The organism is Paenibacillus chibensis, from assembly GCF_004001045.1.
GTDB lineage: Bacteria > Bacillota > Bacilli > Paenibacillales > Paenibacillaceae > Paenibacillus_AQ > Paenibacillus_AQ chibensis.
Window position 1 is genome coordinate 45,088 of record NZ_BIMK01000030.1, and the last position, 25,419, is coordinate 70,506.

The 25,419-nt window shown below is 52.1% G+C and carries 23 protein-coding genes and 1 riboswitch; of the genes, 16 read left to right on the forward strand and 7 right to left on the reverse strand.

Translation table 11 applies throughout. From position 1 onward, the window contains the following. Nucleotides 1-47: 47 nt before the first annotated feature. Entirely contained in the window at nt 48-1,178 is a 1,131-nt protein-coding gene (locus tag PCH05_RS20145) for a GNAT family N-acetyltransferase (protein ID WP_127605200.1), read from the reverse strand. 320 nt (nt 1,179-1,498) lie between these two features. On the opposite strand from PCH05_RS20145, the gene PCH05_RS20150 reads away from it, so the two are divergent. Next, the gene (locus PCH05_RS20150) at nt 1,499-3,043 is read left to right on the forward strand and encodes a potassium/proton antiporter (protein WP_127605202.1); all 1,545 of its coding nucleotides are present in this window, start codon (nt 1,499-1,501) and stop codon (nt 3,041-3,043) included. 77 nt (nt 3,044-3,120) lie between these two features. On the opposite strand, the gene PCH05_RS20155 is transcribed toward PCH05_RS20150, so the two are convergent. Both PCH05_RS20155 and PCH05_RS20160 read right to left on the reverse strand, forming a co-directional pair. Then, a complete protein-coding gene (locus tag PCH05_RS20155; protein ID WP_127605204.1) occupies nt 3,121-3,480 on the reverse strand; it encodes a DUF1634 domain-containing protein in 360 nt (119 codons plus the stop codon). Further along, nucleotides 3,477-4,310 (reverse strand): sulfite exporter TauE/SafE family protein, encoded by an 834-nt coding sequence (locus PCH05_RS20160; protein ID WP_127605206.1) that lies wholly within the window; start codon nt 4,308-4,310, stop codon nt 3,477-3,479. The genes PCH05_RS20155 and PCH05_RS20160 overlap by 4 nt, the downstream gene beginning before the upstream one ends. A gap of 207 nt (nt 4,311-4,517) precedes the next feature. Between PCH05_RS20160 and PCH05_RS20165 the strand changes: the two genes are divergently transcribed. Next, complete coding sequence (locus PCH05_RS20165) at nt 4,518-4,973, forward strand: Lrp/AsnC family transcriptional regulator (RefSeq protein ID WP_127605208.1); 456 nt, start codon at nt 4,518-4,520, stop codon at nt 4,971-4,973. 121 nt (nt 4,974-5,094) lie between these two features. Next, on the forward strand, nt 5,095-5,949 hold the full coding sequence (locus PCH05_RS20170) for an EcsC family protein (RefSeq protein WP_127605210.1): 855 nt from the start codon (nt 5,095-5,097) through the stop codon (nt 5,947-5,949). A gap of 94 nt (nt 5,950-6,043) precedes the next feature. On the opposite strand, the gene PCH05_RS20175 is transcribed toward PCH05_RS20170, so the two are convergent. The 3 genes from PCH05_RS20175 to PCH05_RS20185 all read right to left on the reverse strand — a co-directional run bounded on the left by PCH05_RS20175 (nt 6,044) and on the right by PCH05_RS20185 (nt 8,557). After that, nucleotides 6,044-7,309 (reverse strand): MFS transporter, encoded by a 1,266-nt coding sequence (locus PCH05_RS20175; RefSeq protein WP_127605212.1) that lies wholly within the window; start codon nt 7,307-7,309, stop codon nt 6,044-6,046. A 69-nt stretch (nt 7,310-7,378) separates the two neighbouring features. Continuing rightward, nucleotides 7,379-8,080, reverse strand: coding sequence for an AIM24 family protein (locus tag PCH05_RS20180; RefSeq protein WP_127605213.1), 702 nt, complete (start codon nt 8,078-8,080; stop codon nt 7,379-7,381). A 42-nt stretch (nt 8,081-8,122) separates the two neighbouring features. Further along, nucleotides 8,123-8,557, reverse strand: coding sequence for a hypothetical protein (locus PCH05_RS20185; protein WP_127605215.1), 435 nt, complete (start codon nt 8,555-8,557; stop codon nt 8,123-8,125). A gap of 289 nt (nt 8,558-8,846) precedes the next feature. On the opposite strand from PCH05_RS20185, the gene PCH05_RS27390 reads away from it, so the two are divergent. The 8 genes from PCH05_RS27390 (at nt 8,847) to PCH05_RS20220 (ending at nt 19,063) form a co-directional block, all read left to right on the forward strand. After that, the gene (locus PCH05_RS27390) at nt 8,847-9,008 is read left to right on the forward strand and encodes a hypothetical protein (RefSeq protein ID WP_164766731.1); all 162 of its coding nucleotides are present in this window, start codon (nt 8,847-8,849) and stop codon (nt 9,006-9,008) included. A 372-nt stretch (nt 9,009-9,380) separates the two neighbouring features. Then, nucleotides 9,381-10,079, forward strand: coding sequence for a hypothetical protein (locus tag PCH05_RS20190; protein ID WP_127605217.1), 699 nt, complete (start codon nt 9,381-9,383; stop codon nt 10,077-10,079). Nucleotides 10,080-10,246: 167 nt separating this feature from the next. Beyond that, nucleotides 10,247-11,212, forward strand: a complete 966-nt coding sequence (locus PCH05_RS20195) for a helix-turn-helix transcriptional regulator (RefSeq protein ID WP_127605219.1) — start codon at nt 10,247-10,249, stop codon at nt 11,210-11,212. A 274-nt stretch (nt 11,213-11,486) separates the two neighbouring features. After that, nucleotides 11,487-13,613 carry a peptidoglycan D,D-transpeptidase FtsI family protein gene (locus PCH05_RS20200; protein ID WP_127605221.1) on the forward strand — a complete coding sequence of 709 codons (2,127 nt, stop codon included), beginning with the start codon at nt 11,487-11,489 and terminating at the stop codon, nt 13,611-13,613. A 153-nt stretch (nt 13,614-13,766) separates the two neighbouring features. After that, nucleotides 13,767-15,836 carry a peptidoglycan D,D-transpeptidase FtsI family protein gene (locus PCH05_RS20205; protein ID WP_371860566.1) on the forward strand — a complete coding sequence of 690 codons (2,070 nt, stop codon included), beginning with the start codon at nt 13,767-13,769 and terminating at the stop codon, nt 15,834-15,836. Nucleotides 15,837-16,021: 185 nt separating this feature from the next. Continuing rightward, a complete protein-coding gene (locus tag PCH05_RS20210; protein ID WP_127605223.1) occupies nt 16,022-16,777 on the forward strand; it encodes a Cof-type HAD-IIB family hydrolase in 756 nt (251 codons plus the stop codon). 60 nt (nt 16,778-16,837) lie between these two features. Continuing rightward, nucleotides 16,838-17,323, forward strand: coding sequence for a DUF456 domain-containing protein (locus PCH05_RS20215; RefSeq protein ID WP_127605225.1), 486 nt, complete (start codon nt 16,838-16,840; stop codon nt 17,321-17,323). Between the two features lie 99 nt (nt 17,324-17,422). Beyond that, a complete protein-coding gene (locus tag PCH05_RS20220) occupies nt 17,423-19,063 on the forward strand; it encodes a putative polysaccharide biosynthesis protein (RefSeq protein ID WP_127605227.1) in 1,641 nt (546 codons plus the stop codon). A 15-nt stretch (nt 19,064-19,078) separates the two neighbouring features. Here the strand turns inward: PCH05_RS20220 and PCH05_RS20225 are convergent, their stop codons facing one another. Continuing rightward, on the reverse strand, nt 19,079-20,491 hold the full coding sequence (locus tag PCH05_RS20225) for a DUF2515 family protein (RefSeq protein WP_127605229.1): 1,413 nt from the start codon (nt 20,489-20,491) through the stop codon (nt 19,079-19,081). Nucleotides 20,492-20,620: 129 nt separating this feature from the next. Here PCH05_RS20225 and PCH05_RS20230 point away from each other — a divergent pair, with 129 nt between their 5' ends. The 5 genes from PCH05_RS20230 (at nt 20,621) to PCH05_RS20250 (ending at nt 25,341) form a co-directional block, all read left to right on the forward strand. Continuing rightward, nucleotides 20,621-20,971, forward strand: coding sequence for a thioredoxin family protein (locus PCH05_RS20230; protein ID WP_127605231.1), 351 nt, complete (start codon nt 20,621-20,623; stop codon nt 20,969-20,971). 196 nt (nt 20,972-21,167) lie between these two features. Further along, nucleotides 21,168-22,124, forward strand: coding sequence for a COX15/CtaA family protein (locus PCH05_RS20235; protein WP_127605233.1), 957 nt, complete (start codon nt 21,168-21,170; stop codon nt 22,122-22,124). A 446-nt stretch (nt 22,125-22,570) separates the two neighbouring features. Beyond that, the gene (locus PCH05_RS20240; RefSeq protein WP_127605235.1) at nt 22,571-23,290 is read left to right on the forward strand and encodes a Cthe_2314 family HEPN domain-containing protein; all 720 of its coding nucleotides are present in this window, start codon (nt 22,571-22,573) and stop codon (nt 23,288-23,290) included. Between the two features lie 90 nt (nt 23,291-23,380). Further along, nucleotides 23,381-23,519, forward strand: a riboswitch (SAM riboswitch). A gap of 143 nt (nt 23,520-23,662) precedes the next feature. After that, nucleotides 23,663-24,673, forward strand: a complete 1,011-nt coding sequence (locus tag PCH05_RS20245) for a methionine ABC transporter ATP-binding protein (RefSeq protein ID WP_127605237.1) — start codon at nt 23,663-23,665, stop codon at nt 24,671-24,673. Then, nucleotides 24,673-25,341 (forward strand): methionine ABC transporter permease, encoded by a 669-nt coding sequence (locus PCH05_RS20250; protein ID WP_127605239.1) that lies wholly within the window; start codon nt 24,673-24,675, stop codon nt 25,339-25,341. The genes PCH05_RS20245 and PCH05_RS20250 overlap by 1 nt, the downstream gene beginning before the upstream one ends. Nucleotides 25,342-25,419: the final 78 nt, after the last annotated feature.

Consider the following 25,419-nt stretch of genomic DNA (forward strand, 5'->3'; position numbering starts at 1 on the left):
CTGCTTACGCCGAGGATACGGCCGGGCAGTCTTTTTGCTGATTACAATTAAACAAAATGGAGTCCGGAAAGGTACGGAAGGGCAATGGTGCGGAAAGCTTTCGGAGCCAAAGCCAGATGCGGCGATTCCGGATCAAAGAGCAGGGAGAGCAATCCGTCGTCATCGATCGTTTCTTCTCTTTTTCCGTCCGTGATGAGATACGATCCATCGCCTTGAAGCTTCAGGAGGCTGTCAAGAATCGGCGGAAGCAGCGGCGCGCACTGGGACAAAAGCGAGCCGGCGCCGGCAAGCCAAACCGTTCCGCTGTTTCGACCGTCGGTGACGTCGGCCCCTGCGCTCGTCAGCAGCTCCAGCAGGCGCTCCTGCTGCCAGGGAACGGGGACGATCATTTGCTCTGCCGGAAAGCGCTGTAGCATTTCGGCAAACAGCAGCGCGCAGCCCTGCATATCGCCGGCCCATTCGACGGCGTGGGCGGGCTCCTTGGAATCGGAAGCGCTGCTTCCGTCCGCAGCATGCACGGCTGCGACCGCGAAAGCTTGAACCCTGCCGTTCTTGACGGCGACGAACGCCTGCGCCTGCAGACGGTAAATATCGGGGATCGCGCCTGCGCCCAGCAGCTTAAGCAGCTGCGCCGGGCCCTGTTCATAACCAGTTTGGGCTGCTTCCAGGAGAGCGGAAACGGCAAACACATCCTCAGGCATCATGCTTCTCAGGGTCCAGTCTTGATTCTGAATCTCCGCTTGAAGCGCTGCTGATGCAGAGGAGTCTAGTGCGGCATACCGAATCCGGCCGATATAGCGGCAGCCTGCGCGCGTATAAAGGGAGCGGTCTCCCGATACGAAAACAAGCGATGCCCCGGAGCGTTTGGCATGCAGCATGCATGCTTCAAGCAGCCGGCTGGCGAGATTCTGGCCGCGGTACTCGGGATGCGTGCAGACGGAGCCAAGTCCGTAGACGTTCAGGCGTGCGCTCCCCACGCGGATGACCTCGGGAACCATCCCCATAAAGGCGACCATTTGTCCTTCCTCGGTAAAAGCACCGTATGACTGGCTGATGCCCGGTTGGAATAAGTATGGAAATATGCTGCCCATGGACTGCTGATCAGGCTGGCGGAAAACGAAATCGGACAAGGCGGCAGCCTCTTCAAGCTCATGCGGTAAACAAATGCGGATGATCATCGGTTACGCCTCCAAATGCTGCTTATTCAAATTCTTTTTTCAGTATATAAGGAACCTCGACGCAAAAGCCATCCTTCATTTGGACTCTTAAACGGCAGGGGCACATCAACATACGGATAGGTGAGTGCAACCAAGGGAGGAATAAAGCAGGGAATAAAGCGGAACCCTCAAGGAAAATGTAGTGGAGTGGAAGCACAGGCTGATCCCTTAGAACCAACCTTTGCTAGGGGAGCGGGGTGCAAGCAGGCTTGGAAAGGTTATATATATTATGAATTACGCAAATGATGAGGCTTGAATACTACTCTAAAGAGGCGAGGCTTTTGGAATCTACTACACTGATCAATTCTCTGGTTCTGCTGATGGCGGGGCTGCTGCTTGTCGGCGTCCTGACCACTAAATTTTCTTCCCGTTTCGGCATGCCGGCCCTGGTGCTGTTTATCGCCGTCGGCATGGTCATCACCCGTTTTATTTACTTTGACAATGCCTTCATTACGCAGATTGTTGGTATACTGGCCCTGATTGTCATTTTGTTCGAAGGCGGCATGCAGACCAAATTCGATGATATCAAGCCGGTGATCGGCTCGGCCCTTTCGCTGGCTACCGTTGGCGTGTTATTGACCGCTTTCGTCGTTGGCGTTGCTGCCAAATTCGTGCTCGGCTTGTCCTGGACAGAAGGATTCTTGTTCGGTGCGATCGTCGGCTCCACCGACGCGGCGGCCGTATTCTCGGTCCTCGGCGGTAAAAACATCAAGAAACGACTGACCTCCACGCTGGAGGCGGAGTCCGGAAGCAACGATCCGATGGCGATGTTCCTGACGATCTCCTTGATTGAATTTTTCGAGCATCCGGATACTTCCATCCTCAAACTGATTTTGTCCTTTATTTGGGAAATGGGTATCGGTCTCGTTCTGGGCTTACTCATCGGCCGTTTGGCGGTGTATGTCATTAACAAAATCAATTTTGATTCCTCGGGGCTGTATCCGGTGATGGCGCTGGGGTTTGCCGTCCTATCTTACAGCGGCACCTCGATCATTGGCGGCAGCGGCCTGCTTGCCGTTTACGTGACCGCGATCGTCATGGGCAACTCGGAGCTGGCTTACGGCCGGTCGATTATGCACTTCAATCAGGGCTTCGGCTGGATGATGCAAATTGTCATGTTCGTCCTGCTCGGACTGCTCGTATTTCCGAGCGAACTGCCGTCGATCATCGGCCCGGGACTCTTGTTATCGCTTATTCTTATGCTGGTGGCCCGGCCAATCGGTGTTTTTATCAGCACCATCGCGATGAAATATTCATTCAAGGAAAAAATTCTGCTATCCTGGGCGGGGCTTCGCGGCGCCGTTCCGATCGTGCTCGCTACATACCCGCTGCTGGCCCATTTGGAGCACGGCAGGTTGTTCTTCAACGTCGTTTTCTTTGTCGTGATGACCTCGGCGATCATCCAGGGAGCTACGGTATCTCCGTTGGCTGAAAAAATGGGGCTGGCCGGTGATCTGAAGCCCACCAATCCTTCCCTGCTGGAGCTCACCGCTCATGGCAAAACCAAATCGGAAATCAATCACATTGAGGTGAATACCTCCATGGCGATTGCCGGCAAAGAAATTCTGGAGCTGGATTTGCCGGAGGACATCCTGTTCACGGCGATTATCCGCAACGAGCAGATCATCGCTCCCCGCGGCAACACGCGGATCGAAGCGGGAGACACGCTCTATATGCTGAGCCCGAAATCCAAGCGCAAGCAGTTGAAAGCGATCCTGACCTCCCCGGCGCTCCCCGTGGTACATTTGACGGAGGAAAAGCAGCCGGCGGATCAAGCGACAAACATACTTCCCCCTACGGAAGAGCATCACAATAAGGAGGATTAAGAAAGCCCGGGCCCCTCGCAACGAGGAGTCCGGGCTTGTTTGGTGACAGCCTGTCGCTTTGCCAGGCCGTGTTTGTATTATGCTTTGCCGAGGATAAAGCTGATGATCAGAATCGCGAGCACAATGGACGTAATGATGACATACAGCTTGTCGCCTTCACGGACAAAAACCCATATCGAAATCGCGACCCGCAGCACAGGCGTCAGGATGAGCAGAATCAGTCCGGTCGTGATGACGGCATACGGCTTTAGCGCGATGGTGCCGCTGTAAATTTCCGACAGGCTGTGCGGATAGTAATCGTCCGGATACCCGCTGCCGCCATGAATGAAGAGCAGGATCAATCCGATGACGATCACAGCGGCGCTGATGATCACCCCGATGCGGAGCCAGCGGCTGACGGCAAGCTCGACATCCTGAATTTCGCTGTTGTCGTTCATTTGCCCAATCCCATCCCTTCATACATCATTTGCAGCGCAACATACAGCAGTACGGGGATGAAGAGCATGCGGATCGTTTTGCTTTTCATGCGCTGCATGATCTGCGCGCCGATCGTTGCTCCCGCCAGAACGCCAAGCGCGACCGGCCCGGCAATATGTGGATCAATGTCGCCACGAAGCAGATATACGCCGGCGCTCGCGGCTGCCGTGACCCCCATCATGAAGTTGCTGGTAGCTGTCGATACCTTGAGCGGCAGCTTCATGAAAACGTCCATGGCCATCACTTTGAAGCTGCCGCTGCCGATTCCGAGAAGCCCGGAAATGATGCCTGCACCGTACATGACGCCAAATCCGCCGTAGACGTTGCCGACATGATATGGAATCTGCTGTTGAACGGCCTTGTCATAATAGCTTCCCGCCAGCTTCAGCTTGGCGGCGGCAGGATGCATTTGAACGAGCTCCTGCTGATCGCCTTTCTTCTTCTTGATCATATTGATCGCCGAGTAGATGAGCAGCAATCCGAAAATAATATAAAGCAGATTCGGGGCGATCAGACCGCCGATGAAAGCTCCGGTGATGGCCCCGACCGTCGTCGCGATTTCCAGGAACATGCCTACACGCAAATTGGTAATCCGGTCGCGGATATAGGCGATCGCGGAACCGCTCGAAGTGGCGATAACCGAAATAATACTGGCTCCAATGGCATGCTCGATGCTGACGCCGAACAGCAGCGTCAGGGCAGGGGTGACGATAATGCCTCCTCCAAGCCCCAGAACGGATCCGACGATTCCGGCCAATATGGCGATCAGAAGGATTTCTAGCGAAAACATAACCAAGTCAAGACACCTTCCTCTCCAAATAACGTTACCCGATTGCAATCCACTCCGGCGTACCTGTAAACTAGGAGTGAATATCCTGACAAACGGATGGAATACCGATTTATTATACAACGATTGTATAATAAATAATATACATTCGATCATTTAATTTCTTGTTTTGATTTACATTGTAAATTCGATCATAGCGGGGAGAGGCTTATGCGTTTTAACCAATTGGATGAAAAGGACGAATTGATTCTGAAGCATCTGCTGGACAATGGCCGACTCAGCCATGCCGAGCTTGGGCGTCTCGTCCATCTGACGAGAGCGGCCGTCAGGGAACGGGTTAACAACCTGATGGAGCAGGGGATTATCGATAAATTCACGGTCAGCGTTAATCCGTTGAAAGCCGGCAAAAGCCTGTCGGTTTATTTTAACATCGACGTGGAATGGAGCATGCTGGAGTCCGTGGCAGAGCAGCTTCTCGCCGACGAGGAAATCACCAGCGTGTATCAGATGAGCGGTGGTCCGCATCTTCATGTGCATGCCCTGATGGACCATCAGGAGCATGTGGTGCGGTATCTCCGCAGATTGCAGGCGCTTGAGGGCATTACAAACGTCCATAGCGAATTTTTGATCAAACGGTTTAAGGAAAGGGAAGGCCTGTTAATTTAATTCACGGGTTCAAACCGGTCCCTGTTGGGAAAAGTATTTCCCATCCTGCGGTTCGTTAGCCGGCATAAGCATGAGAATGGAAAACGATGTGGAACGTATTCGTTGAAAGGGGGGTATGCTGATGGCTGCCACGGAAGAAACCGCGTATTTGGCGGATGAGCTGAAGAGGATTGAAGCTTGGGAGAAGGATCAGAAGCAGGCGTGGTTCTGGGAAAAGCTCAGCCGTCTGCCGTTCATGCTGCTCGACCGGCTGACTCCGAAGCTGATCCGGGACAAGCTGGGGGATGCGCTTGGTGAAGTGGGCCGGTTTCTCCAGACCGGCGGACAGTTTCTTGTCCAGCAGAAAAGCGTGCTGAAGCTGCTGCAGGCTGCCGAGCACAACCGGCAGGGAGGCCGCCGCCATGAGATTGATGAAGCAGGCGGCGAGGGCGGTGTGCTTACCTTGGAGAAAGCGGCTCATCTGCCGCTTGAAACGATGGATCGCACGGCGGAAGAGCTGATCGGCCGCCGCGTCAAATTTGCGGCGGCGCAGGGTGCGACAACAGGGGTCGGAGGGGTGTTCACGCTGGCAGCGGATATCCCGATGGTCCTGGGCTTGTCGCTGAAGGTTCTTCAGGAAATTGCTTTGTGTTATGGATACGATCCACGTTCAGAGCAGGAGCGGGTATTTATCGTGAAATGCCTGCAGTTCGCTTCGGCGGACATCGTAGGCAAAAAGGCAGTGCTTGAAGAGCTGTCCTTGTTTGAGGAGGATCATAAATCGCTGCAGGTATTTTCCCAGATTCAGGGCTGGCGCGAGGTCGTTCAGACCTATCGCGACAGCTTCGGCTGGAAGAAGCTGTTTCAGCTCGTGCCGGTCGCAGGCATCCTGTTCGGTTCGATCAGCAATAAAGGGACGATGGAGGATGTGGCGCAAGCGGGCAAAATGCTGTACCGGAAACGGAGGATTTTAGAACGGCTGAAGTCGACCTCCTGAAATGCCATCCTTATTAAAAATAGCCGACCTTCGGTATGAACAACCGAGGGTCGGCTATTTTGCATGCAGCAAGCTTCGTTATCGTTCTAGCGCATTATTCCTCGTTCTCGCTTGCCCAGCGGTTCAGCAGCTTATCCGATGGCAGCAGGAAGGTCAGGATGCCAAGCAGCGGCAGGAAGCTGCAAAGGGTCATCACGGTGTTCACGCCGGCCAGATCAATCCATTTGCCCAGCACAAGCGCCCCGAGGCCGCCGAGTCCGAAGGCGAGACCGGTGATCAGGCCGGATACCGTTCCGATTTTGCCGGGGAACAGCATTTGGGCATATACCACGGTAACCGAGAAGCTCGAGAAGACGATGAGTCCGATCAGCGCCAGCAGAATGCCGGCGCCCCATAGTCCCACATGCGGCAGCAGCAGCGCGAGCGGAGCGGCACAAACCATGGAGCCGAAAATGATGTTCCGCTTGCCGAAGTGGTCCGCGAGCGGTCCGCCGAAGAAGGTCCCGACGGCTCCCGCACCCAGAAACAGGAAGATAAAGATTTGAGCGTCGTTGACGCTTAGACCGTAATGATCGATCAAATAAAACGGGAAGAAGGTGCTGATCGACGAGCTGTACCAGGACCGGACGAAAACCAGCAGGATCAGCATGACGATCGCGAACCGGACCTTGCTGCGCACCTCGGGCTTCAGCTTGCGTGCAGCCGTTTTTTTCTTCACTTGCGCGCCGCTCTGCAGCTTGCGTCCGTACCATCTGGCAACATAAATCTGGACGGCGATGCCAGCCCCGGCCACGAGCGTAAACCAGATGGCGCCGAACAGGCCAAGTGGAATGAAGATCCACATGGTCAGCATCGGAGCCAGGGATTGCCCGGCGTTGCCGCCCACCTGGAAGATGGACTGCGCCAAGCCCCGGCGGGTGCCGGAAGCCATATGGGATACCCGTGAGCCTTCCGGGTGGAAGGCCGCCGAGCCGAGGCCGACGAATACGACGGCAAGCAGGACCGCCGGGTATGTATCGGCGTAGGCTAACAAAAGCATCCCCGTAAAGGTGAAGCCCATGCCGATCGGCAGCAGGGCCGGCGTCGGTTTGCGGTCGGCAAACCAGCCCACGACGGGCTGCATAATGGAAGAAGTAAAGTTTATGGCGAAGGAAATCCAGCCGATCTGTGTATAGTTCAAATGCATGGAGGATCTCAGGATCGGAAAAATGGCTGGAATTACGGACTGGATCGAATCATTGAATAAGTGAACGAGACTGATCGCGATCAGTATGCGGAAGACGGTAGCGCTGGCATCGGAACCGGCAAGCGGCTGCCGTCCTTTTTGCGGTGCGGCGCTGTTTACAGTGGGAACTGACATATGAACCTCCTGCTCTCATCAAAATGGATAGGAAGATTATATGACAGAAAAAGGGGAGGCGTATACCCTTTACTTGATAATCACGCCGCCAAAAGGGATCACTTCGCGTAAAATTCTTTTCAGCAGGCCCTCGTTCTCCATCTCTTTTTGCAGGCGTCCGGCCTGTCCGCTCGCATGAAACAGCACCGTTCCGCTGCCGGTCATTTTCCAGTGATAATTCATGTGCTGGCTGGCGAGCGTATTGCCGTAGACGGTCAGATCGACCTTCGCGTTCTCGGGATATGCGACGAGGCTGCTGGCATCGACGTACAGCGGCTCCGAAGGATGGAGCTCCGTTTCATAAACTGCGCCCTCCGTCAAAAGCCCGATCGTTCCGGAGCCGGAAAATTTCATTTTGATGGCATCCTTGGTGATCAGCATGTTTTTGATTTTCAATATTTTGGAATGCATCTCGATCCCGGAGCTGTAAAAAAAGAGGTTGCGAAAATCGTACAGCAGGTCGCTGTATTCCTTCAGTTCAACGGTTTTGATGGCGAATCCGGGGGGAACGGCTGTGGTAAATTGACAGGGGCCGGCCAGATCAGCCTGAACGAGCCTTTTTTTGCGGTACATCCCCTTCACGTTCATCAAACGGTCGCTGCGTCCATCGGACGGTCCCCGGTAAGCGATAATTTGCTCGGGATGCAGAATGTGCATCGTTTCTCCACCGCCAAGCGAGAAGTCGACAGCCTGTCCGTTACCGCCCCCGGATTCCCGTATTCTGATATTCAAGCCTCTTCCCTTCCTTCTATGGTCTTCATGAATGATATTCCCTTATCGATTGGAACGCCGCATAAGAAGCCGCAGCAGCCGAATGCCGACAAAATAACCGGCTACCAGCAGGATGACGGTGATGAGTGTCACCTTCAGTTTTTTGGCCTTGGCTTCCTTCTGTTCGTTGATTTGCTTTAATTGGCTGACCGTTTCGGCAAGCTGGCGGTTCTGCTCCATGAGCTGTGCGTTTTGCTCCTCGAATGCCTTGGCGTTTTGCTTCGTCCGGTCCAGCTCATCGAGCGTTTCCTGGTAGCTTTCTTTCAGCTGGTTCACCTGCCCGGGCAGATCGGAGAATTTTTCGACCCCATTGTAAAAATCCTGAAAGTAATTCGCATGGGCCGAAGGGACGGCCGCGAGCAGACCAGCGATCAAAATGAAGAGCAAGGCGGCCGCGCGCACCTTGGATCCGGAATGAGTTTTCTTGTTTTTTTTCATATTTTCATCACCTGCCGCATAGTATGAATGAGCCTGGTATATGATCATTACCCCGAATCCTTCGTATTTGAAAGGTATACGGATTTTTCGGGCGAACGTTTTCAAAGTTTAATAACGGCTTCGGAAGGGTATATCTAGTAAGTAGCCTTCCTTGTCCTTTTGTGTTTACCCGCTTTATCTAATGAACCTATCCATAAAAAAATACGCAGAACAAATAACATAGATCAAGCTGTGGACGACACCGTAGTCTACAGCGCATGCTATGCAATGTGAAAAGGAGAAGATCCACATGGAAAAAGAACAACAATACAAAAAATTGCTAATTACCGTGAATGACAAACCAGTAGGCAGAGAAATCTGGATTGATAAAATTACGTACGCACCGGTAGGAATCGGTGAACGGAATGTCGAATCCGCAGAGGTAAATGCGGAAGCAGCCGCCGTTAGCTGATTTTGTACCATAATATCATAACTAGGCGTTAAAAACCCGTGATCCTTTTGAGATCGCGGGTTTTTATTGATGCCGGCCCCGAGGGCTCTTAAAAATGTCTAAATAAAAACGTTTTATTTAGAAGAAAGTTACATATTTCGACATATATTTTTGTGTAGTTCTTATATACTATTGTTGATTTGGTTGTTTAGGTATTTTTGCGCATGTTATTAAGAATGGAGGGTCAGATGCGAATAAATAAATATATTCACCAATTTTGCTACACATATGCTAGTATGAAAGAAATATATTGTACGAACATATGTTTCGTGACAGTATGCTGTCAGTCCATATTGGTACGATATAGAGATGACACGAAAAGGGGTGAAATCCATGCAGTCAGGTATTCAGGAAAATTTTACATGGAACCGCAGTCACATCCTTGCAAGCGGCTCCAATAGAGTGATTTTGTTGGTTGAATGGTATGGGGGATCCTTCCGTCAAACCCGAAAGAGAAGCACACCGAAACTGATCGCCCAGGACATGCAGCTCCATTTATGGTTTGAACCGCAAGTTTCATTAATCCGTGTGTATGGAGCGAAGGCGATGAAAAACCTGGGGCAGTCAATCATGATTCCACTCGGCCATCTGTATGATGGCGTCAAACAGTTTATAGCTATTGAGCTAGCGCTTCAACCCCAGCATACCGGCATGCATGGCGTTTTGTCTGCCCAATGGAAATACAAGGAAAAGAATAAGGAAAGAATCAAGGAACTTCCTGTGAAGGAATTATATATGAATTACACCTATCATACCGGTCTGCTGCAGCAGCCGGAAAATTTTCATGTGAGAAAACACGTTAAGCTGCTGGAAACCCAAAGCGTCCTGAAGGAGGCCATCCATCTATTTGAATATGGAAATATTGACCGCGGAGAATGGCTGCTGCGAAGGAAAGGAGATGAACTGCTCATTGATGCCTTGCGATTTACGGACGAACGTTTACTTGAAGAGGCAGATATGCTCTATCAGCTAAGCGAACATTATGTGAGCACCTACCGGAATCGAAAGGTCCTGAAAACAAAAAACGGTTAAACCAGGTTCGCTTCATTTCGAAGTTTCATACACCAAGCTTAGAGGACAAGCCATGAGGTGAAACGGAACTGGTTTTTTTAGGAAGGATTCACTTTGCCACAAGTCGAATGGACTACATCAAGCAGTTAATATGAGTCTAATTTACTATATGAGCTAGGAGAATCCACATGACTGACAGACTGATTCGATTAATGCGCATTATTACCCTTGTGCAAGCAAAACCAGGAATATTGGCCAGGGAGCTGGCGGAAAGATGCAGTACCAGCGAACGCACCATTTATCGTGATATGGAAGCCTTGAGCGCAATGCATATCCCGATCACCCATTTGGGTTACGGGAAAGGATATCAGTTTATCGGCAGATTCGCATTATATCCTTTCGATTGGACGGATGAAGAAGCGGAGAGCTTCAACGCTCTTGCGCAAGTGATGAATCAGGTCAAACCTCTGCTGCCTGACAAATTCGAAGGGGCATACGAGAAGGTCGTTGCAGCCCATCATAAGCAGCGAACCGATCGAATAGAAACAGAGCTCCAGGTCAGAGGTCAGCTTCATTCAGGAAAAGCTGCCGGTGAAGTATCCCAAGATGGACAATCACGATACCTGATTCCGATTTTGCTTGCCACCTTGACACAGCAGATCATTCAAGCCGAGTATTATGTTCCGGAGCGCAATGAGCTGCTTTACGGGAAAATAGATCCGTATCTGTTGGTTCCGTGGCAGAGGCGCTTTTATCTGGTAGGACGAAACCATAATACCGGGAAGCTCCATACTTACAGGTTAAAGCATTTTGAGCGTGTCGTCGTGCTTGATGATGTTTTTATGAAAGTACATACTCACATCCAGCAAGAAGGGCATGAATATTTTCGCGAAAGCGAAGGAGAAGCGGCAGTCGTTAAAATCAGGCTGTCCTCTGCGATCATTCCGAAGTACAAAGACAAGGAATGGATTACACCCATTGCGGAAACCATTGAACCGGATGGCAGTGTCGTCATAGAGCTCGTGGTCTCGGATGTACCCGGGTTCATGAGCTGGCTGTCCCAATATGGGTCCGACGCGGAAATTGTTGAGCCTGTCCAGTATCGTGAAATGATGAAACGCCAATTGAAAAAATGGCTTGCGGTGTATGGGTAATTCATGGGTCTTAGCGCTTTATTACATCAATTCACCAGAGAAAAGGCCAGCATCCCATTTATACAGCCGATATGCCGGCCCGCATCTCTGGCTGAATTCCGTTATCCTGCCCTGGGCCGTTTCCGACCCTCCCCTTACGCACGGAATTTCCCTCCCGAAATCTCCAACTCACTTTTCATGACTGGAGCTTTAAAGAAGATCTATTATAGCCCGGGAAATGATTTTCCTTATTATGGTTTCATATGTTAAAATTGATATGACGATACCCTAAATTATGGATATTCAAGGAAACGGGGAGAGGACATTGAGCTTTTTTTCGTCAGGAAAATCACCAGAAGAAACGGAAAACGATCAGAAAAACAGCTTGAATTTGCGAATTAATATGTTCTTTTTCAGCACGTTCATCATTTTTTGCGTCATTATTGTCCGTCTGGCGGTCATCCAGTTCGTGGAAGCGCCCACCCTTACCCAAAAAGAGGAGAATCAGAACACAAAGAACATTCCCCTCCCGTCCGACCGCGGGAGCATTCGTGATGCCACGGGAAGCAAACTTGCTTATTCCAAGCCGGTTGAATCCCTTTATATTACGCTTATGAAGGATTACAATTCAGGAACCGACAAGGGGAAGAAGAACCGTCCGGAAGCGGAAAAAATGGCCGATCAGATGGCGGCTGCCTTCAATAAGCTCGGCAGCCCCGACAAACGGATGACCAAGGAGGAGATCATCGGCGCCATGGATTTGGAATCCCGGGTCGACAAAGGATATATCCCGCGCCGGATTAAATCGGATCTGAACCAAAAGGAGATCCAATATTTTATGGAGCATAAATCCGATTTTCCCGGGATAGAGATCGTTGAAGAGACCATCCGGCTCTATGATCCGGCAACGGTGGCCGTACAGACGGTAGGATACGTCAAGACCTTCAAGCGTACGGAAAGCATGAAGGCATACGACGATGCCCGCGTGCAAACCGCGAGCGGAGAGAACCTGGGCAATATCTATATGAGGGATGAGCTTGTCGGCGTCGACGGCGTGGAGGCCTCCTTCCAAAAGGAGCTGCGGGGGCAGAACGGCTATAAAGTCATGTCCGTCAGCTCGGCCAACATTCCGGAGGAGGTCGAGGAAATCGTCCCCCCGGTTAAGGAGAATGACGTGTGGCTGACGATCAATAAAGAAGTTCAATTGCAGACGGAACAGGCGATCAAGGATCAGCTGGCATGGCTCCACACCCATCCGGTGTCCGGGAAAACACATCCCGAGGCGGTGACGGGCTACGCGGTCGCGATGGAAGTGGATACGGGCAATATCGTGGCCATGGCCAGCATTCCGGATTACGATACGAATATATGGAAGACCGGGTCCGCTTCGACGGCTGATTTTGATAAGCTGCAGGGGAATTACCAGAATGGAGCGATCACCCCCATCAGTTCAGGCAAATCCAAGCATAATCTGGAATCGGCCGTACTGCTTGGTTCGACGATCAAACCTCTGAGCGTATTGATCGGGCTGAACGAAAAGCTGTTTAGCGTAAACACCCCATACTCCGATAAAGGCGTCACATACTTCGGCAAAGAGCAGAAGGCTGTGCATAACTCCCAAAACCATGCTTACGGTTATTTCCGGACGCCGGCGGATGCCATTGAGCATTCCTCGAACGTGTTCATGGTGGATATGGTCGGCAACGCCTTGTATAACAAATATGGCAAAAAAGGCATCCCAAAATGGGATGAATATATGGAGGAGTTCGGGCTTGGCGTCTCCACCGGCGTTGACCTCCCCAACGAATATTTGGGCAAAAAGGAATACAAAAAGCCCGGAACAGTAGACGAAGTGCCTGCTTCCGTAGGCAGCCCCCAGGCCGCGCTTGTCTATGCCTCCTTTGGCCAGATGGGCAAATACACGCCGCTGCAGCTGGCGCAATATACGGCTACGCTGGCCAATGAGGGGGAGCGGATCAAGCCGCAAATCGTCGCCAAAATTACCGATGCGAGTGGAAAAACCGTCATGAAGAGCAAGCGCGAGGTGCTCAATACGGTCAAATTTGATAAGTCGTATTGGAAGCTGATTCGAAAAGGCATGAACACGAGCGTCAATGATGCCTTTGCCGGGTTCCCGTATGATTTCGCCCGGAAAACGGGGACGTCGCAGCAGGAGGTCAATGGCGTGAACCGGGATAACGGCGTGTTTATCGCCTATGCGCCGCGGAACAATCCGAAGCTGGCCGTCGCCGTCGTTATTCCGGAGGGCGGGTTCGGCTCCTACAGCGCCGCTCCCGTTGCCCGCAAAATATTCGATGCCTACGATCAGGTATATGGTTTGGACGGCGTTCCGAAAAAGCAGGCCGTGCCGCCGGCTTCAGCGGATGATAAGAGGAAGGAATCTTCCAATAAAGCACAATAGATAGACTAGAGAACAGCGGCAAATCAGGCTCCGAAACCTGGTCTGCCGCTGTTTTGTCGTAAGGCCGTTCGTCGAAGCTTATCGAAAGATGCCGAGCACCCCTCATCTATGCTAAAATAGTCAATGTTATTTTAGAAGAGAGGGGGGGAGCCGGTGAGCGACTATACACCGGACCATTCAGAGCAGGAAGAGACGAAAAAGAAGGGAAACCTGAATTTGAGGATCAACCTGTTCTTTTTCAGCACGTTTATGATATTCTGTGTCATTATTATCAGACTTGCCATCCTTCAGTTCGTTGAGGGACCGACGCTAACCGAAAAAGAATCCAGCAACATCGTAAAGGATGTGCCGCTTCCTCCGATTCGCGGAACGATTTTTGATGCATCGGGCGTCAAGCTGGCGTATTCGACCCCGACCCAATCGCTTTATATTACGTTAATGAAGGATTACAGCAAGCTGCATGGAAGCAAAAACCGTCCCGAGGCAGAGGAAATTGCAGCGCGGCTTCTGGAGGTTTTCGATAAATACGGAAAACAAGATGCTCCCAAAATGACGAAGCAGGATATTATCGATGCGATGGATTTGGACTACAAGCAGTATGAAGGCTACTCGCCGCGCCGCATCAAAATGGATCTTTCGGACAAGGAGATCGCTTATTTCAGTGAGCATAAGTCCGATTTTCCGGGAATCTCTATCGAAGAAGAGAGCGTCCGCCATTATGATCCGGACACCGTCGCGGTTCAAACGATAGGCTATATCCGCACATTCAAAGGCTCGAAGAGCTTGAGCAAGTATGAGGAGATCGATAAGAAGCAGCGCAATGGCGATGTGATCAGCGATCCGGGCGAGCTATATACCGAACCAGAATTCGTCGGCTTTGACGGGCTGGAGCTGATGTATCAGGACGAGCTGCGCGGCAAGAACGGGTATAAAAAGGTTCCGATCAACCCGCGCAACATGCCGGAAGGCGTTGACGAGATCGTGCCGCCGGTGAAAGGCGACAATATTTATTCGACGATCAATAAGGATGTTCAGGTCGCCACTGAGCAGGCGATCACGGATCAGCTGAGCTGGCTCCATACGCATCCTGTATCCGGCAAAACGCATCCGAATGCGACGACCGGGTTTGCGGTGGCCATGGAGGTTAAGACAGGCAACATCGTGGCGATGGCGAGCATGCCGGATTATGACACGAATGTATGGCAGAGCGGCAGTGTAACGCCTGAGAATTGGAAGAAAATTCAGAACATTTACATGAACGGCACGATCCGTTCGTTTGGTCCCGGCAAAAAAGGCGATCACCCGGAGTCCGTCGTGTTGCTCGGATCGACGCAAAAACCGCTCAGCGTTTTGCTTGGGCTGAATGAGGGCCTGATTACAACCAATACCTATTATCAAGATAAAGGTGCCGCTTATTTCGGTAAGGAAGGTCATCAGACCCGCGTTCAGAACTCCCAGGGCCATGTGTACGGCGGGATGGATCCGGCGAGGGCCATCGAAAAGTCATCCAATGCCTTCATGGTCGATAAGATCGGATCGAGATTGTACGACAAATATAAAGACAAGAGTATCGGCGTCTGGGATGAGTACATGACCAAGTTTGGCCTTGGCGTCCTGACAGGCAGCGGCCTTCCGGGGGAGTGGAAGGGACGCAAGGAGTATATTAACGATAACCAGAGTGCGCAGGCTTCAATGGCATACGCATCCTTTGGACAGCAGGGGAAATATACGACGCTACAGCTGGCCCAATACACCGCGATGCTGGCGAACGAGGGTAAGCGGATGAAGCCGCAGCTGGTCAGCAAGATCACCGACGAAAAGGGCAATATCGTAAAAACCTTCAAGCCTGAAGTGCTGAACACGGTGGATTTTCCGAAAGCATACTGGAATGAAATCAGACGCGGCATGAAGAGTGACGTGTCGGCCTTCGGCGATTTCCCTTACGCTTTTGCCCGGAAAACGGGTACATCAACGCAGCAGGTCGGTCGTCAGCTGGTCGATAACGGCGTGTTCATCGCTTATGCGCCACGCGATAATCCGGTGCTGGCCGTAGCGGTCATGATTCCGGAAGGCGGCTTCGGATCGCAAAGTGCGGCGCCGATTGCCCGGAAGATGTTTGACGCGTATGATAAGGTTTACGGATTGGATGGCGTTCCGAAAGGAACTGGCACGAATGATGCGAACGGAACCGGTACGAACGATCAGGCAAACAGCAATCATTAATCGAATGGAAGCATAATTAACGAATCCAAGGGACCAGGGGCAGGCTTCGAAATACGCGAGCACATGCCCCCTGGTCCTTTTTAATTTGCAGAGGCGGACTCCCGCCTGAAAAACCCTTTTGTGGCTGTCCCCGCCTTTATGGTAAAATGTCCGTATGTGTGCATGAAACGTGAAAAACAGAACATATGGGGGGAAGCAGCATGAAGAAGGAATATAAACTGCTGGCGCTCGACATGGACGGTACCTTGTTGACAAGTGATCATATCATTTCGCCAGTGACTTCCACATGGATTCAGAAAGCCAAGGAAAGGGGCGTCCATGTATGTCTCTCCACGGGAAGAAGCTTTGAAAGCGCGCTGCCATACGGAGAGGAGCTTGGATTGCTGACGCCGATGATTACGGTGAACGGCAGTGAAGTATGGCGTGCTCCGCATGACCTGCTGGAACGCTCTTTGATGGAACCGAAGCTGATTTCAGACATGCATGCCATCGCGCTCAAGGAAGATTGCTGGTTCTGGGCGTATTCCACCGAGCGTGTATATAACAAAGATCATTGGGTCGAGGCGCTAGAGGGAAAGGAATGGCTCAAGTTTGGCTTTCATACGGAAGACGATGAAGCCCGCCACCGGATTTTGATGCAGCTGCAGGATATGGGCGGACTTGAAATCACGAACTCCTCGCCTCATAATCTCGAAGTGAACCCGCAGGGCATTAATAAGGCTGCCGGAATCCGAAAAGTTTGCGATTTGCTGGGCCTGGACATGAGCGAGGTGATCGCGGTCGGTGACAGCATGAACGATCTTGCTGCGATTCAGGCGGCAGGATTGGGCGTTGCCATGGGGAACGCGCAGCAGGTTGTCAGGGAAGCCGCGGATTTCGTGACCGCGAGCAATGATGAAGACGGTATTGCGAAGGTCATTGAGAAATTTATTTGCGTATAGAGCGGACAGAGGAATCCATTGATTCCGGTTCAATCTGTATTCTAGGAAAGGATCGAAGCTATGGCTATACTCGGTTGGATTTTGATCATAGCCCTGTTCGCGGTAGGCTTGGCCGGGGCGGTAGTTCCCGTGCTGCCGGGAGCGGTGGCGATTTTCGTTGCCTTTTTCGTCTATGGGTGGTTTTTTACGTTCGGACATTTCAATGCATGGTTCTGGATCATTCAGGCTTTGATCATCATCGTGCTGTTCGTGGCGGATTATGCCGTGGGCGCCTGGGGAACGAAGAAGTATGGCGGCTCGAGGCTGTCCGTTATTTTGAGTACGATCGGCGTTATTATCGGACCGTTCGTCATTCCGGCATTCGGGCTTGTCATCGGTCCTTTTTTAGGAGCGTTTGTCGGGGAACTGCTGGTGGGCTCGTCGGTATCCAAAGCCGCGAAGGTCGGTTATGGGACGCTGGTAGGGCTATTCAGCAGCATGGTCATGAAAATCATTTTGCAGATCGTGATGATTATCGTGTTCTTTATCTGGATTGCTTTTTTTTAAAGCGGGCTGTGTGGACGCGGTCCATTGGCACGCAAATTACTTATTTAAAGTCATATGCTCCATGGGATGTGCTCGGTGGGGGAAAGAAGGGAATAGGGTTTGGCTAAAAAGGAATCGTTTATTAAAGGTACGCTGATCCTGGCCGCTGCGGCTCTGGTGGCCCGGGTATTGGGGCTGATGCAAAGGGTACCCCTGGATCATTTGTTCGATAACGTCGGCAAGGCTTCGTTTTCCATTGCCAACAATGTGTATCTCATGCTGCTCACGGTTGCCACGGCCGGCATACCGAGCACGCTCAGCAAAATGGTGTCGGAGCGCTATGCATTAAAGCGGCCTGGCGAGGCTAGGCAGGTTTACCGCGCCGCGCTGCTGTTCGCCGTATTTGCGGGTGTCATCATTACCGTACTGCTGTATATTTTGGCGCCGTATTATGCAACATACGTGTCCAAAGTTCCGGAAGCCGCATTATCCATCCGTGCTTTGGCGCCGGCGCTGCTGCTGTTTCCGGCCATCGCGATGATGCGCGGATATTTTCAGGGAAGACACAATATGACGGCTGGCGGCATCTCGCAAATCGTCGAGCAATTTGCTCGCGTCGGCACAGCCATTATTCTGGCATACGTTCTGCTGAAATCCGGTTATAGCGGAAGCTGGGTTGCGGCCGGCGCTTCGTTCGGCGGCGTGCTCGGAAGCATCGGCGCCTTTGCGATCATGCTCTATTATACGGTGAAAATCCGGAAACAAGATAAGGCGGAAATGCTTCAAGAGGGAGCAGGCACGCAGCTTCCTCTGATGAGGATATACAAGGATATCTTTACATTGTCCATTCCGATCGTATTGTCGTCGCTGACCGTTCCGGCGGTTAACTTCATCGACTCTTCGATCGTCAATCCGCTTCTGATCGGTCAGATCGGGGAGGCCAAGGCCACGGAGCTGCTCGGCATACTTGGCCAGCGCGCCCAAAGCATCGCCGGCATACCGCCGATTCTGGCTATTGCGCTCAGCACCTCGCTGATCCCGGTCATTTCGGCAGCGTTCGCCCGCAAGGATGAGGAGCATTTGCAGCAGCAAATGACGCTGGCTCTCCGCATTTCGGTGCTTACGGGCATGCCGATCGTCATCGCACTCTGCACGGCAGCTTATTCCATCAACGGTCTGCTGTTCAGCAGTCTGGACGGTAGCTGGCTCATCATGCTGCTCACGTTCGGCACAATTTTCCAAATCACGATGATGACCACGAACTCCATTCTGCTCGGCGTCAACAAGGCAAAAGTGTCGATGGTGAACGTGATGGTCGGCATACTGGTCAAGCTGGCGGGGAGTTACCTGCTTGCTGCCTGGCTTGGCATTTACGGCATTATCGCGGCGACCGGGCTTTGTTTCCTTGTCATCACGCTGCTGAATCTCCGGTCGCTGAAAAGAATTGTTTCGTTCTCGATTCTCGGCAACCGCTGGACAAGCTTCTTGTTGACGGTGATTCTGACTTCCGCGGTAGGATACGGGCTCAATGAAGCCGGCATTCAGCTGACACGCATCATGCCTGACCGTCTTGCCTTTTTGATTACCTGTATCATTGTCGGCGGAGCCGTCGTCGTCCTCTATCTCATGCTGATGATTCTGCTGGGCGTTCTGCGACAGCATGAGCTTGCGAATTATCCGCGCAAATTGCAGAAGCTGCTGCGTCCGTTAATGCGTCTGCAGCCGGCACGCTTCAAGGCAGGAAATTCTCAAGGCCATTAGTACCTTTTCAAGCCTTCAATGGGCTTTTTCCGCAGTCTTCGTCACCGCTCTTTCCGCATCATGGGTCAGAGCGGTTTTTTGTATCGCGTAGCGGTGGGCATGCGTCATTTCGATCAAAATCGGCCTTTTCGGGCGAGCCACCTGATCAATGGCCTTCTTGCTCTTGAACCAGTCATAGCGCGTCACAGGCTCGTAAGGCATATCCTGCCATACCTCGTTTAACGTGGGGCTGTACAAGCGTTTGTCCTGCGGCAGCCATTCCGATTTCAGCAGCTCCTGGCTCTCCTGCGCAGAGTTCAGAGCTGCTTTTTTGCTGCTGGTAAACAGCTTGGGCCAATATTCCTGCCGGGAGCCCCGATGCACGGTTTCCGCCGCAAAGGACTGAACGCCGGCCAGGACATCCTTGTAGCCGAACAGGATCGCATACAAAGCTTTTCCGAAACCGATGCGTTCCTCGAGATTCGAGAAATGCTCCAAGATCAGGCCGACCATACCGCGGCAGCCTGAACTGCATGCTTCGTCGGATCCATCCATTTCGGCTGCAGGTTCATCTGCCAAGGAGGATGGCTCCTGCTGATGTGCTGCTGAATTCTGAACCGTCGCTTGCGGCTCCACGAGCATCGGAAAAATCACCTGGTTCATTTGAAAACGGCCATGCAGGGCAAAGACAGGGCTGTCTAAAATATTTTTCTGAAAGTAGCTGTTACGGATGACCCGGCCTTCGATGTAATTCTGTTCATTGATGATCAGACCGACCGCAAGGAGCGCGCTGTCGCGCTCGATCCAGAACCGCTCCCAGAAGGGGCGCATAAAGGCGGAGACCCGGAATTCCGGAAGCAGATGGAACAGGCTTCTTCCCAGCTTCCTGCTGTGGATGTAAAGGAGCAGCTGGGGGTAAGCATCCAGAAAAATCAAAGCGTTGCTGCGTTCCAGCATTTGATACATGTCCTCACGCAGCGGGTCCGTCACGACATCCGACAGAAGACCGCCTTTAAGATCCGTCATGTTCCAGCCCGCATTGCGCGAAACCATATGGGCGAGAAAAGACCAGTGCAGTTCGGGATACTCCCGGTAACAGTCATAATACGCCTTCGTGCGGGTAATATTGCTGCGGTTGGCTTCGAGCACCGACTCCCGGATTTGCTTCACGATGTGGCGGTCCTCCGGCAGCAGCGGCGTTCGCTCATCCTTGCCGAACATTCCGTCCCCAACTCGGCTGCGGTCGCTTAGCAGACGTTCAAGCTGATCGCGGATGCTGTGCGCGGACGACTCCCTCCAGCCCAGCGGCCTGCGGTCCTTGATCAGGAGCTGCGAAGCTTTCCAGCAGGCATATTTGCCCTTCACGGCCTCTGCGGTCGTCTGCGGCAGCGTCATGGCCAGCCGGATAAACCCTAGAAAAGCGGAGCTTTCTCCCGTCTTTGGCTCCATGAATGAACTCTCCTTTCTTCTGAAAATATCCCTGTTCTCAGTATGGCTCAAAAATTTGACTTCCACTCTATATTCTGATTCACTAAAGGAAGAATTGGACAAGAAATGTTCAGAAAGGACTGATTATAGATGCAGAAAATCACTTCAAAAGCCGAATTTCAGGTTGCTATCCAATCACCGAGACTGACCGTTGCGGTGTTCAAGGCCGATTGGTGCGGAGACTGCAAATTTATGGACCCGTTCATGCCGGATGTCGAGGCGAAGTTTGCCAATGACATGACGCTGGTGGAAGTGGACGTCGACCAGGTCGGGGACGTCAGCCAGGAACTGAACATTTTGGGCATTCCCAGCTTCGTGGCTTTTTCCGACGGACGTGAGCTGGTGCGTTACGTGAACAAGCTGCGCAAATCGCGGGAGGAGATCGAAGGCTTCCTGCAGCAGGCGCTGGACGTGTACCGGACGATTCACAAATATAATTAAAAGGGATGCACCGCTCTTGCTGGACAAGGGCGGTGTCCTTCTGTTTTTCAGCAAAAAGAATGCGTTTTCTTAGATTTTGTCACAAAGTGGGTATATTCCATCATGCATTATCAGGTATAATAGATGAGATTGGTAAATATACGGAGCGCTCAGATCGGTTGGAGCGTTTTTAATTTGAGCTGCAGGTGAGAGAATTTTGAATACCAAACAATTGAAATGGCTCAGTTACTTGACCTTTTTCGTCATGTTTTTCGCGACATTCGGCGGAACGGTCGTCACCAAGACCGATTCGGGTCTGGGCTGCGGCCATGAGTGGCCATTGTGCCGCGGGCAATTCGTGCCCGCACATACCATTGCTTCGTTAATCGAATATTCACACCGCTTGGTTAGCGGCATGGCGGGATTAACCGCGGTGGCGGTTGTCGTCTGTTTTTGGCTGTTTGCCAAAAACCGCAAGGATTTGCGCATCTATTCATGGCTGACGCTGATTTTTGTCATTGTACAAGCCCTCATGGGGGCACTTGCGGTCGTGTACGACCAATCCTCTGCGGTTCTTGCGCTTCATTTCGGATTTTCATTGATTGCCTTTGCCAGCTCCCTGATGCTGGCGCTCGGAGCCCGGAGAATGGACAAGAACCAGGGCTCGATGACGAGGGAGGAGACGCCTCCAGTCAGTCTGGCTTTTCGGAATTTCGTATGGATGGTTACGATTTATTCGTACATTGTCGTGTACGTCGGGGCCTATGTAAGCCACACGAGCTCCGCCGGAGGCTGCTCCGGCTGGCCGCTCTGCAACGGTCAGCTGATCCCGGACCTGACGGGCAGCGTTGCGATCGCCTTCTTCCACCGTCTGGCCGCATTGCTGCTGTTTATTGCCGTTGTGGTCATGGCCTACTTTGCGTACAAGCTTCATCAAGGCAACCGCGAGCTGGCCGGACTCGGGATTTCGGCGGCGGTACTGTGTCTGATGCAGGTATTCAGTGGCGCTGGCATCGTTTACACGCTGAGCAAGCCGGAGGTTTATATTTTCGCCGCTTTGCTGCATAACCTGCTGATCTCCTCCCTGTTTGGCGTACTGTGCTACTTGAGCGTCAGGGTATGGCAGCTCGGGAGAGAGCCTGAACGGCAGTTAAGAACCGCCTCGAATGTGTAAACATCGCATAGCATGATGACCATAGACAAAGTCCGCGAATCCATTTCGGGGGCTTTGTTTGTAAACAGACATTTTCGCTTTCCGGAATGGTTGTCCCGAATGAACGGAGTTTACTTAGGGACATGCTAAGACTGGCCGGAAGCAATGGAGCGGGCATCCCATTTATAGAGCTGGCAGGCGGAGAAGAAGCGGTAAGAACGTGATGCGGATGAAAAAGATACCGCGAAAGTTTAATCCGGAAGCCGGCGTGTTTAATATATCAGCAAGCATAAAATGTGAAGCAAGGCCTGATGTCGCAGGGAAACAACATCTCAGGGCTCTGGCTTCTTTGAAAGTGCGTCGATTGACGTTTTTCTTAGCTATAACGCTGAAGGTCTGACGGGAAATGGAAGGAAGCAGCCTGAAGAGTTATTTTTATGCAAATACAATGCAGGGAGAGAAGGACAATGCTGCGAACACTGCTGGGAGAAATGCCTCGCCAAAACAACGGGCTGCTTGAAGAAGCGATCGAAAAGATGTTTCAAACCATTCAGCTTCTCCAAAAGGAAATTGAAAGGAACGAGGATCCGAGCCACGATTTCCGCAAGCTGGAGATTTGGACGCGGGGCCTGGTCTCATCGATCGATGAGCTGGAGCAGAGCTGGTATGCCGCCTGCTTTTTCCGTAAGTCGGTGAAGGCCGGGTACGTGGATGACATGAATATCCAGGAACAAAGCGAATACGCGCGGTATGTTTATTTTTATAAAAACGGCTTTATCCGCGTCTTTTCGATTCTCGACAAGCTCGGCACCGTCCTTAATGATCTGTTTGATCTGAATACCTCGAAACTCAAAGCCCATTATTCTTATTTTACCGTGCTGAGGCAGTTCCATTACCTTAAAAACCACCAGAGCCTTGCGGACGAGCTGACAAATATTAAAAACGAATACAGAAGCGCGCTGAATGCTCTGCGCAAACGGCGGAACGCCGAGATCCATTACATGAATTCGGAGATGCAGGACGATTTGTGGCAGCGCCATCAGGGCTTGCATGACAAGGTCGAGCTGGAGGACCTGGACAAGCACCTGGAGGATCTGAAACAGGGCCTGGACATGGTCTGCAAATCGCTCATCGCTTCTTACCGGTACGCCAATGAGCTCTGGGCAAAAAAAGGGATGAAGGTGTAGCTTCGATTCAACAAATTTCCTTTTGACAAAGAAAGAAAAAGTTATTATACTGAAAAACATGAAAACGTAACGAATAATTTCATACTTTTTTTCTTATCGAGAGAGGCGGAGGGACAGGCCCGATGAAGCCCGGCAACCGATTTGAGAATGCGGCGTAACACCCATTCTGAAATGACATGGTGCTAATTCCTACAACTGCAGGTGATGCCTGCGGATTGGCAGATGAGAAAGGTAGCGACTTCGCATACGAAGAGCCCTTTTTGATTCCGTCAAAAGGGCTTTTTATTTTGTCTGATTTTGTCTGTGGGACAGTTTATCTTCATAGATGGCATAAGGCCTTTTGTTAACGTTTCAGGGAAGGAGAGCTTTGGATTGATAGAATTAAAGCAGGTAACCAAAAAGTACGGCAAGGGCGCCAAAACGACCGAGGCCTTGTCCGGACTTGATCTGACCGTTCACAAAGGAGAAATTTTCGGCGTCATCGGACATTCCGGAGCCGGCAAAAGCACGCTGATCCGCTGCATGAATTTGCTTGAACGGCCGACCTCGGGCGAGGTATGGGTGGACGGAGTGGATTTGACGAAGCTCGGCAAGCAGCAGCTGCAGACTCAGCGCAGGAAGATCGGGATGATATTTCAGCACTTTAATCTGCTGAGCTCGGCGACGGTTTACGATAATATCGCATTTCCGCTGCGGTTGGCTCATGTGGATAAGACAGCGGTTGCCGCTAAGGTCGACGAGCTGCTGCAGCTGGTCGGTCTGGAAGCTCATCGCGACAAATATCCGGCGCAGCTGTCCGGAGGGCAGAAGCAGAGAGTCGGCATCGCCCGCGCGCTGGCGAGCGACCCGCAGGTGCTTCTCTGCGACGAAGCCACTTCGGCGCTGGACCCGCAGACGACGGATTCGATCCTGAAACTGCTGCTCGACATTAACCGGAAGCTCCATTTGACGATCGTCCTGATTACGCATGAAATGCATGTCATCCAGAGCATTTGCGACCGGGTGGCTGTCATTCATCAGGGCGGCATCGTGGAAGAAGGCACCGTCACGGATGTGTTTTTGAAGCCGAAGCATCCGGTCACGCGCGAGTTTATTCAGGGCCAGGCCGGCGAATCCGCGCAGCTTGCGCTGCAGGCGCCTCATGACGGTTCATCCCGCATTTGCAAGCTGACCTTCCTGGGCGAAAAGACGTATGATTCGATTCTGTCCAGAACGGCCAGGGAAACCGGCGTGGACTTCGCGATCCTGCAGGGAACCATCTCGAAAATCAAAGACATTCCTTACGGTCAGCTTATTGTCCGTCTGGAAGGGGATGCGGAGACGATCGAGAAGACGATCCAGAGGGTAACGGCTGAAGGCTTGGATGTGGAGGTGATGAACTGATGTGGGGACTGGATTTTTCGGTTCTGGACTGGAATGAGATTGGCGTTGCCAGCCTGGATACCCTCAAAATGCTCGTTGCCTCGGCCGTCTTTACTTTTATCCTGGGGCTGCCGCTGGGCGTGCTGCTGTACCAATGCTCCCGCTCCAGCAGTGGTTGGGTTCGGGCGGTGTACAACATTCTGTCGGTCATCGTCAATATTTTGCGGTCGGTGCCGTTCATCATTCTGATCGTGGCACTCATCCCATTCACGGTATCCATCGTAGGCGTATCCTACGGGGTACTCGGAACGATTCCGCCGCTTGTCATTGGAGCCGCTCCATTCTTTGCAAGGCTGGTGGAAACCTCGCTGCGCGAGGTGGACCGGGGCGTGCTGGAAGCGGCACAGTCGATGGGAGCTTCGACCTGGCAGATCATTCTGAAGGTGCTGCTGCCTGAAGCAAGACCGGGCCTGCTCGCGGGCCTGACGATTACCGTAGTCACTTTGGTGTCCTATACGGCGATGTCCGGCATGGTGGGCGGAGGCGGCCTTGGCGACTTGGCCATCCGTTACGGGTACTACCGTTACCAGAAGGAAGTCATGATCATCTCCGTGCTGGCCATGATCGTTTTGGTTCAGCTGCTGCAGATGGCGGGAGACCGGCTAGTCCGGCATTTTACGCGCAAATAGCATTCATTACCGCGGTAACGTCATCCGATATCCGGATGTTGATGTGGAAAACTTTTCTGTCATGCGGGGCTGTTCACC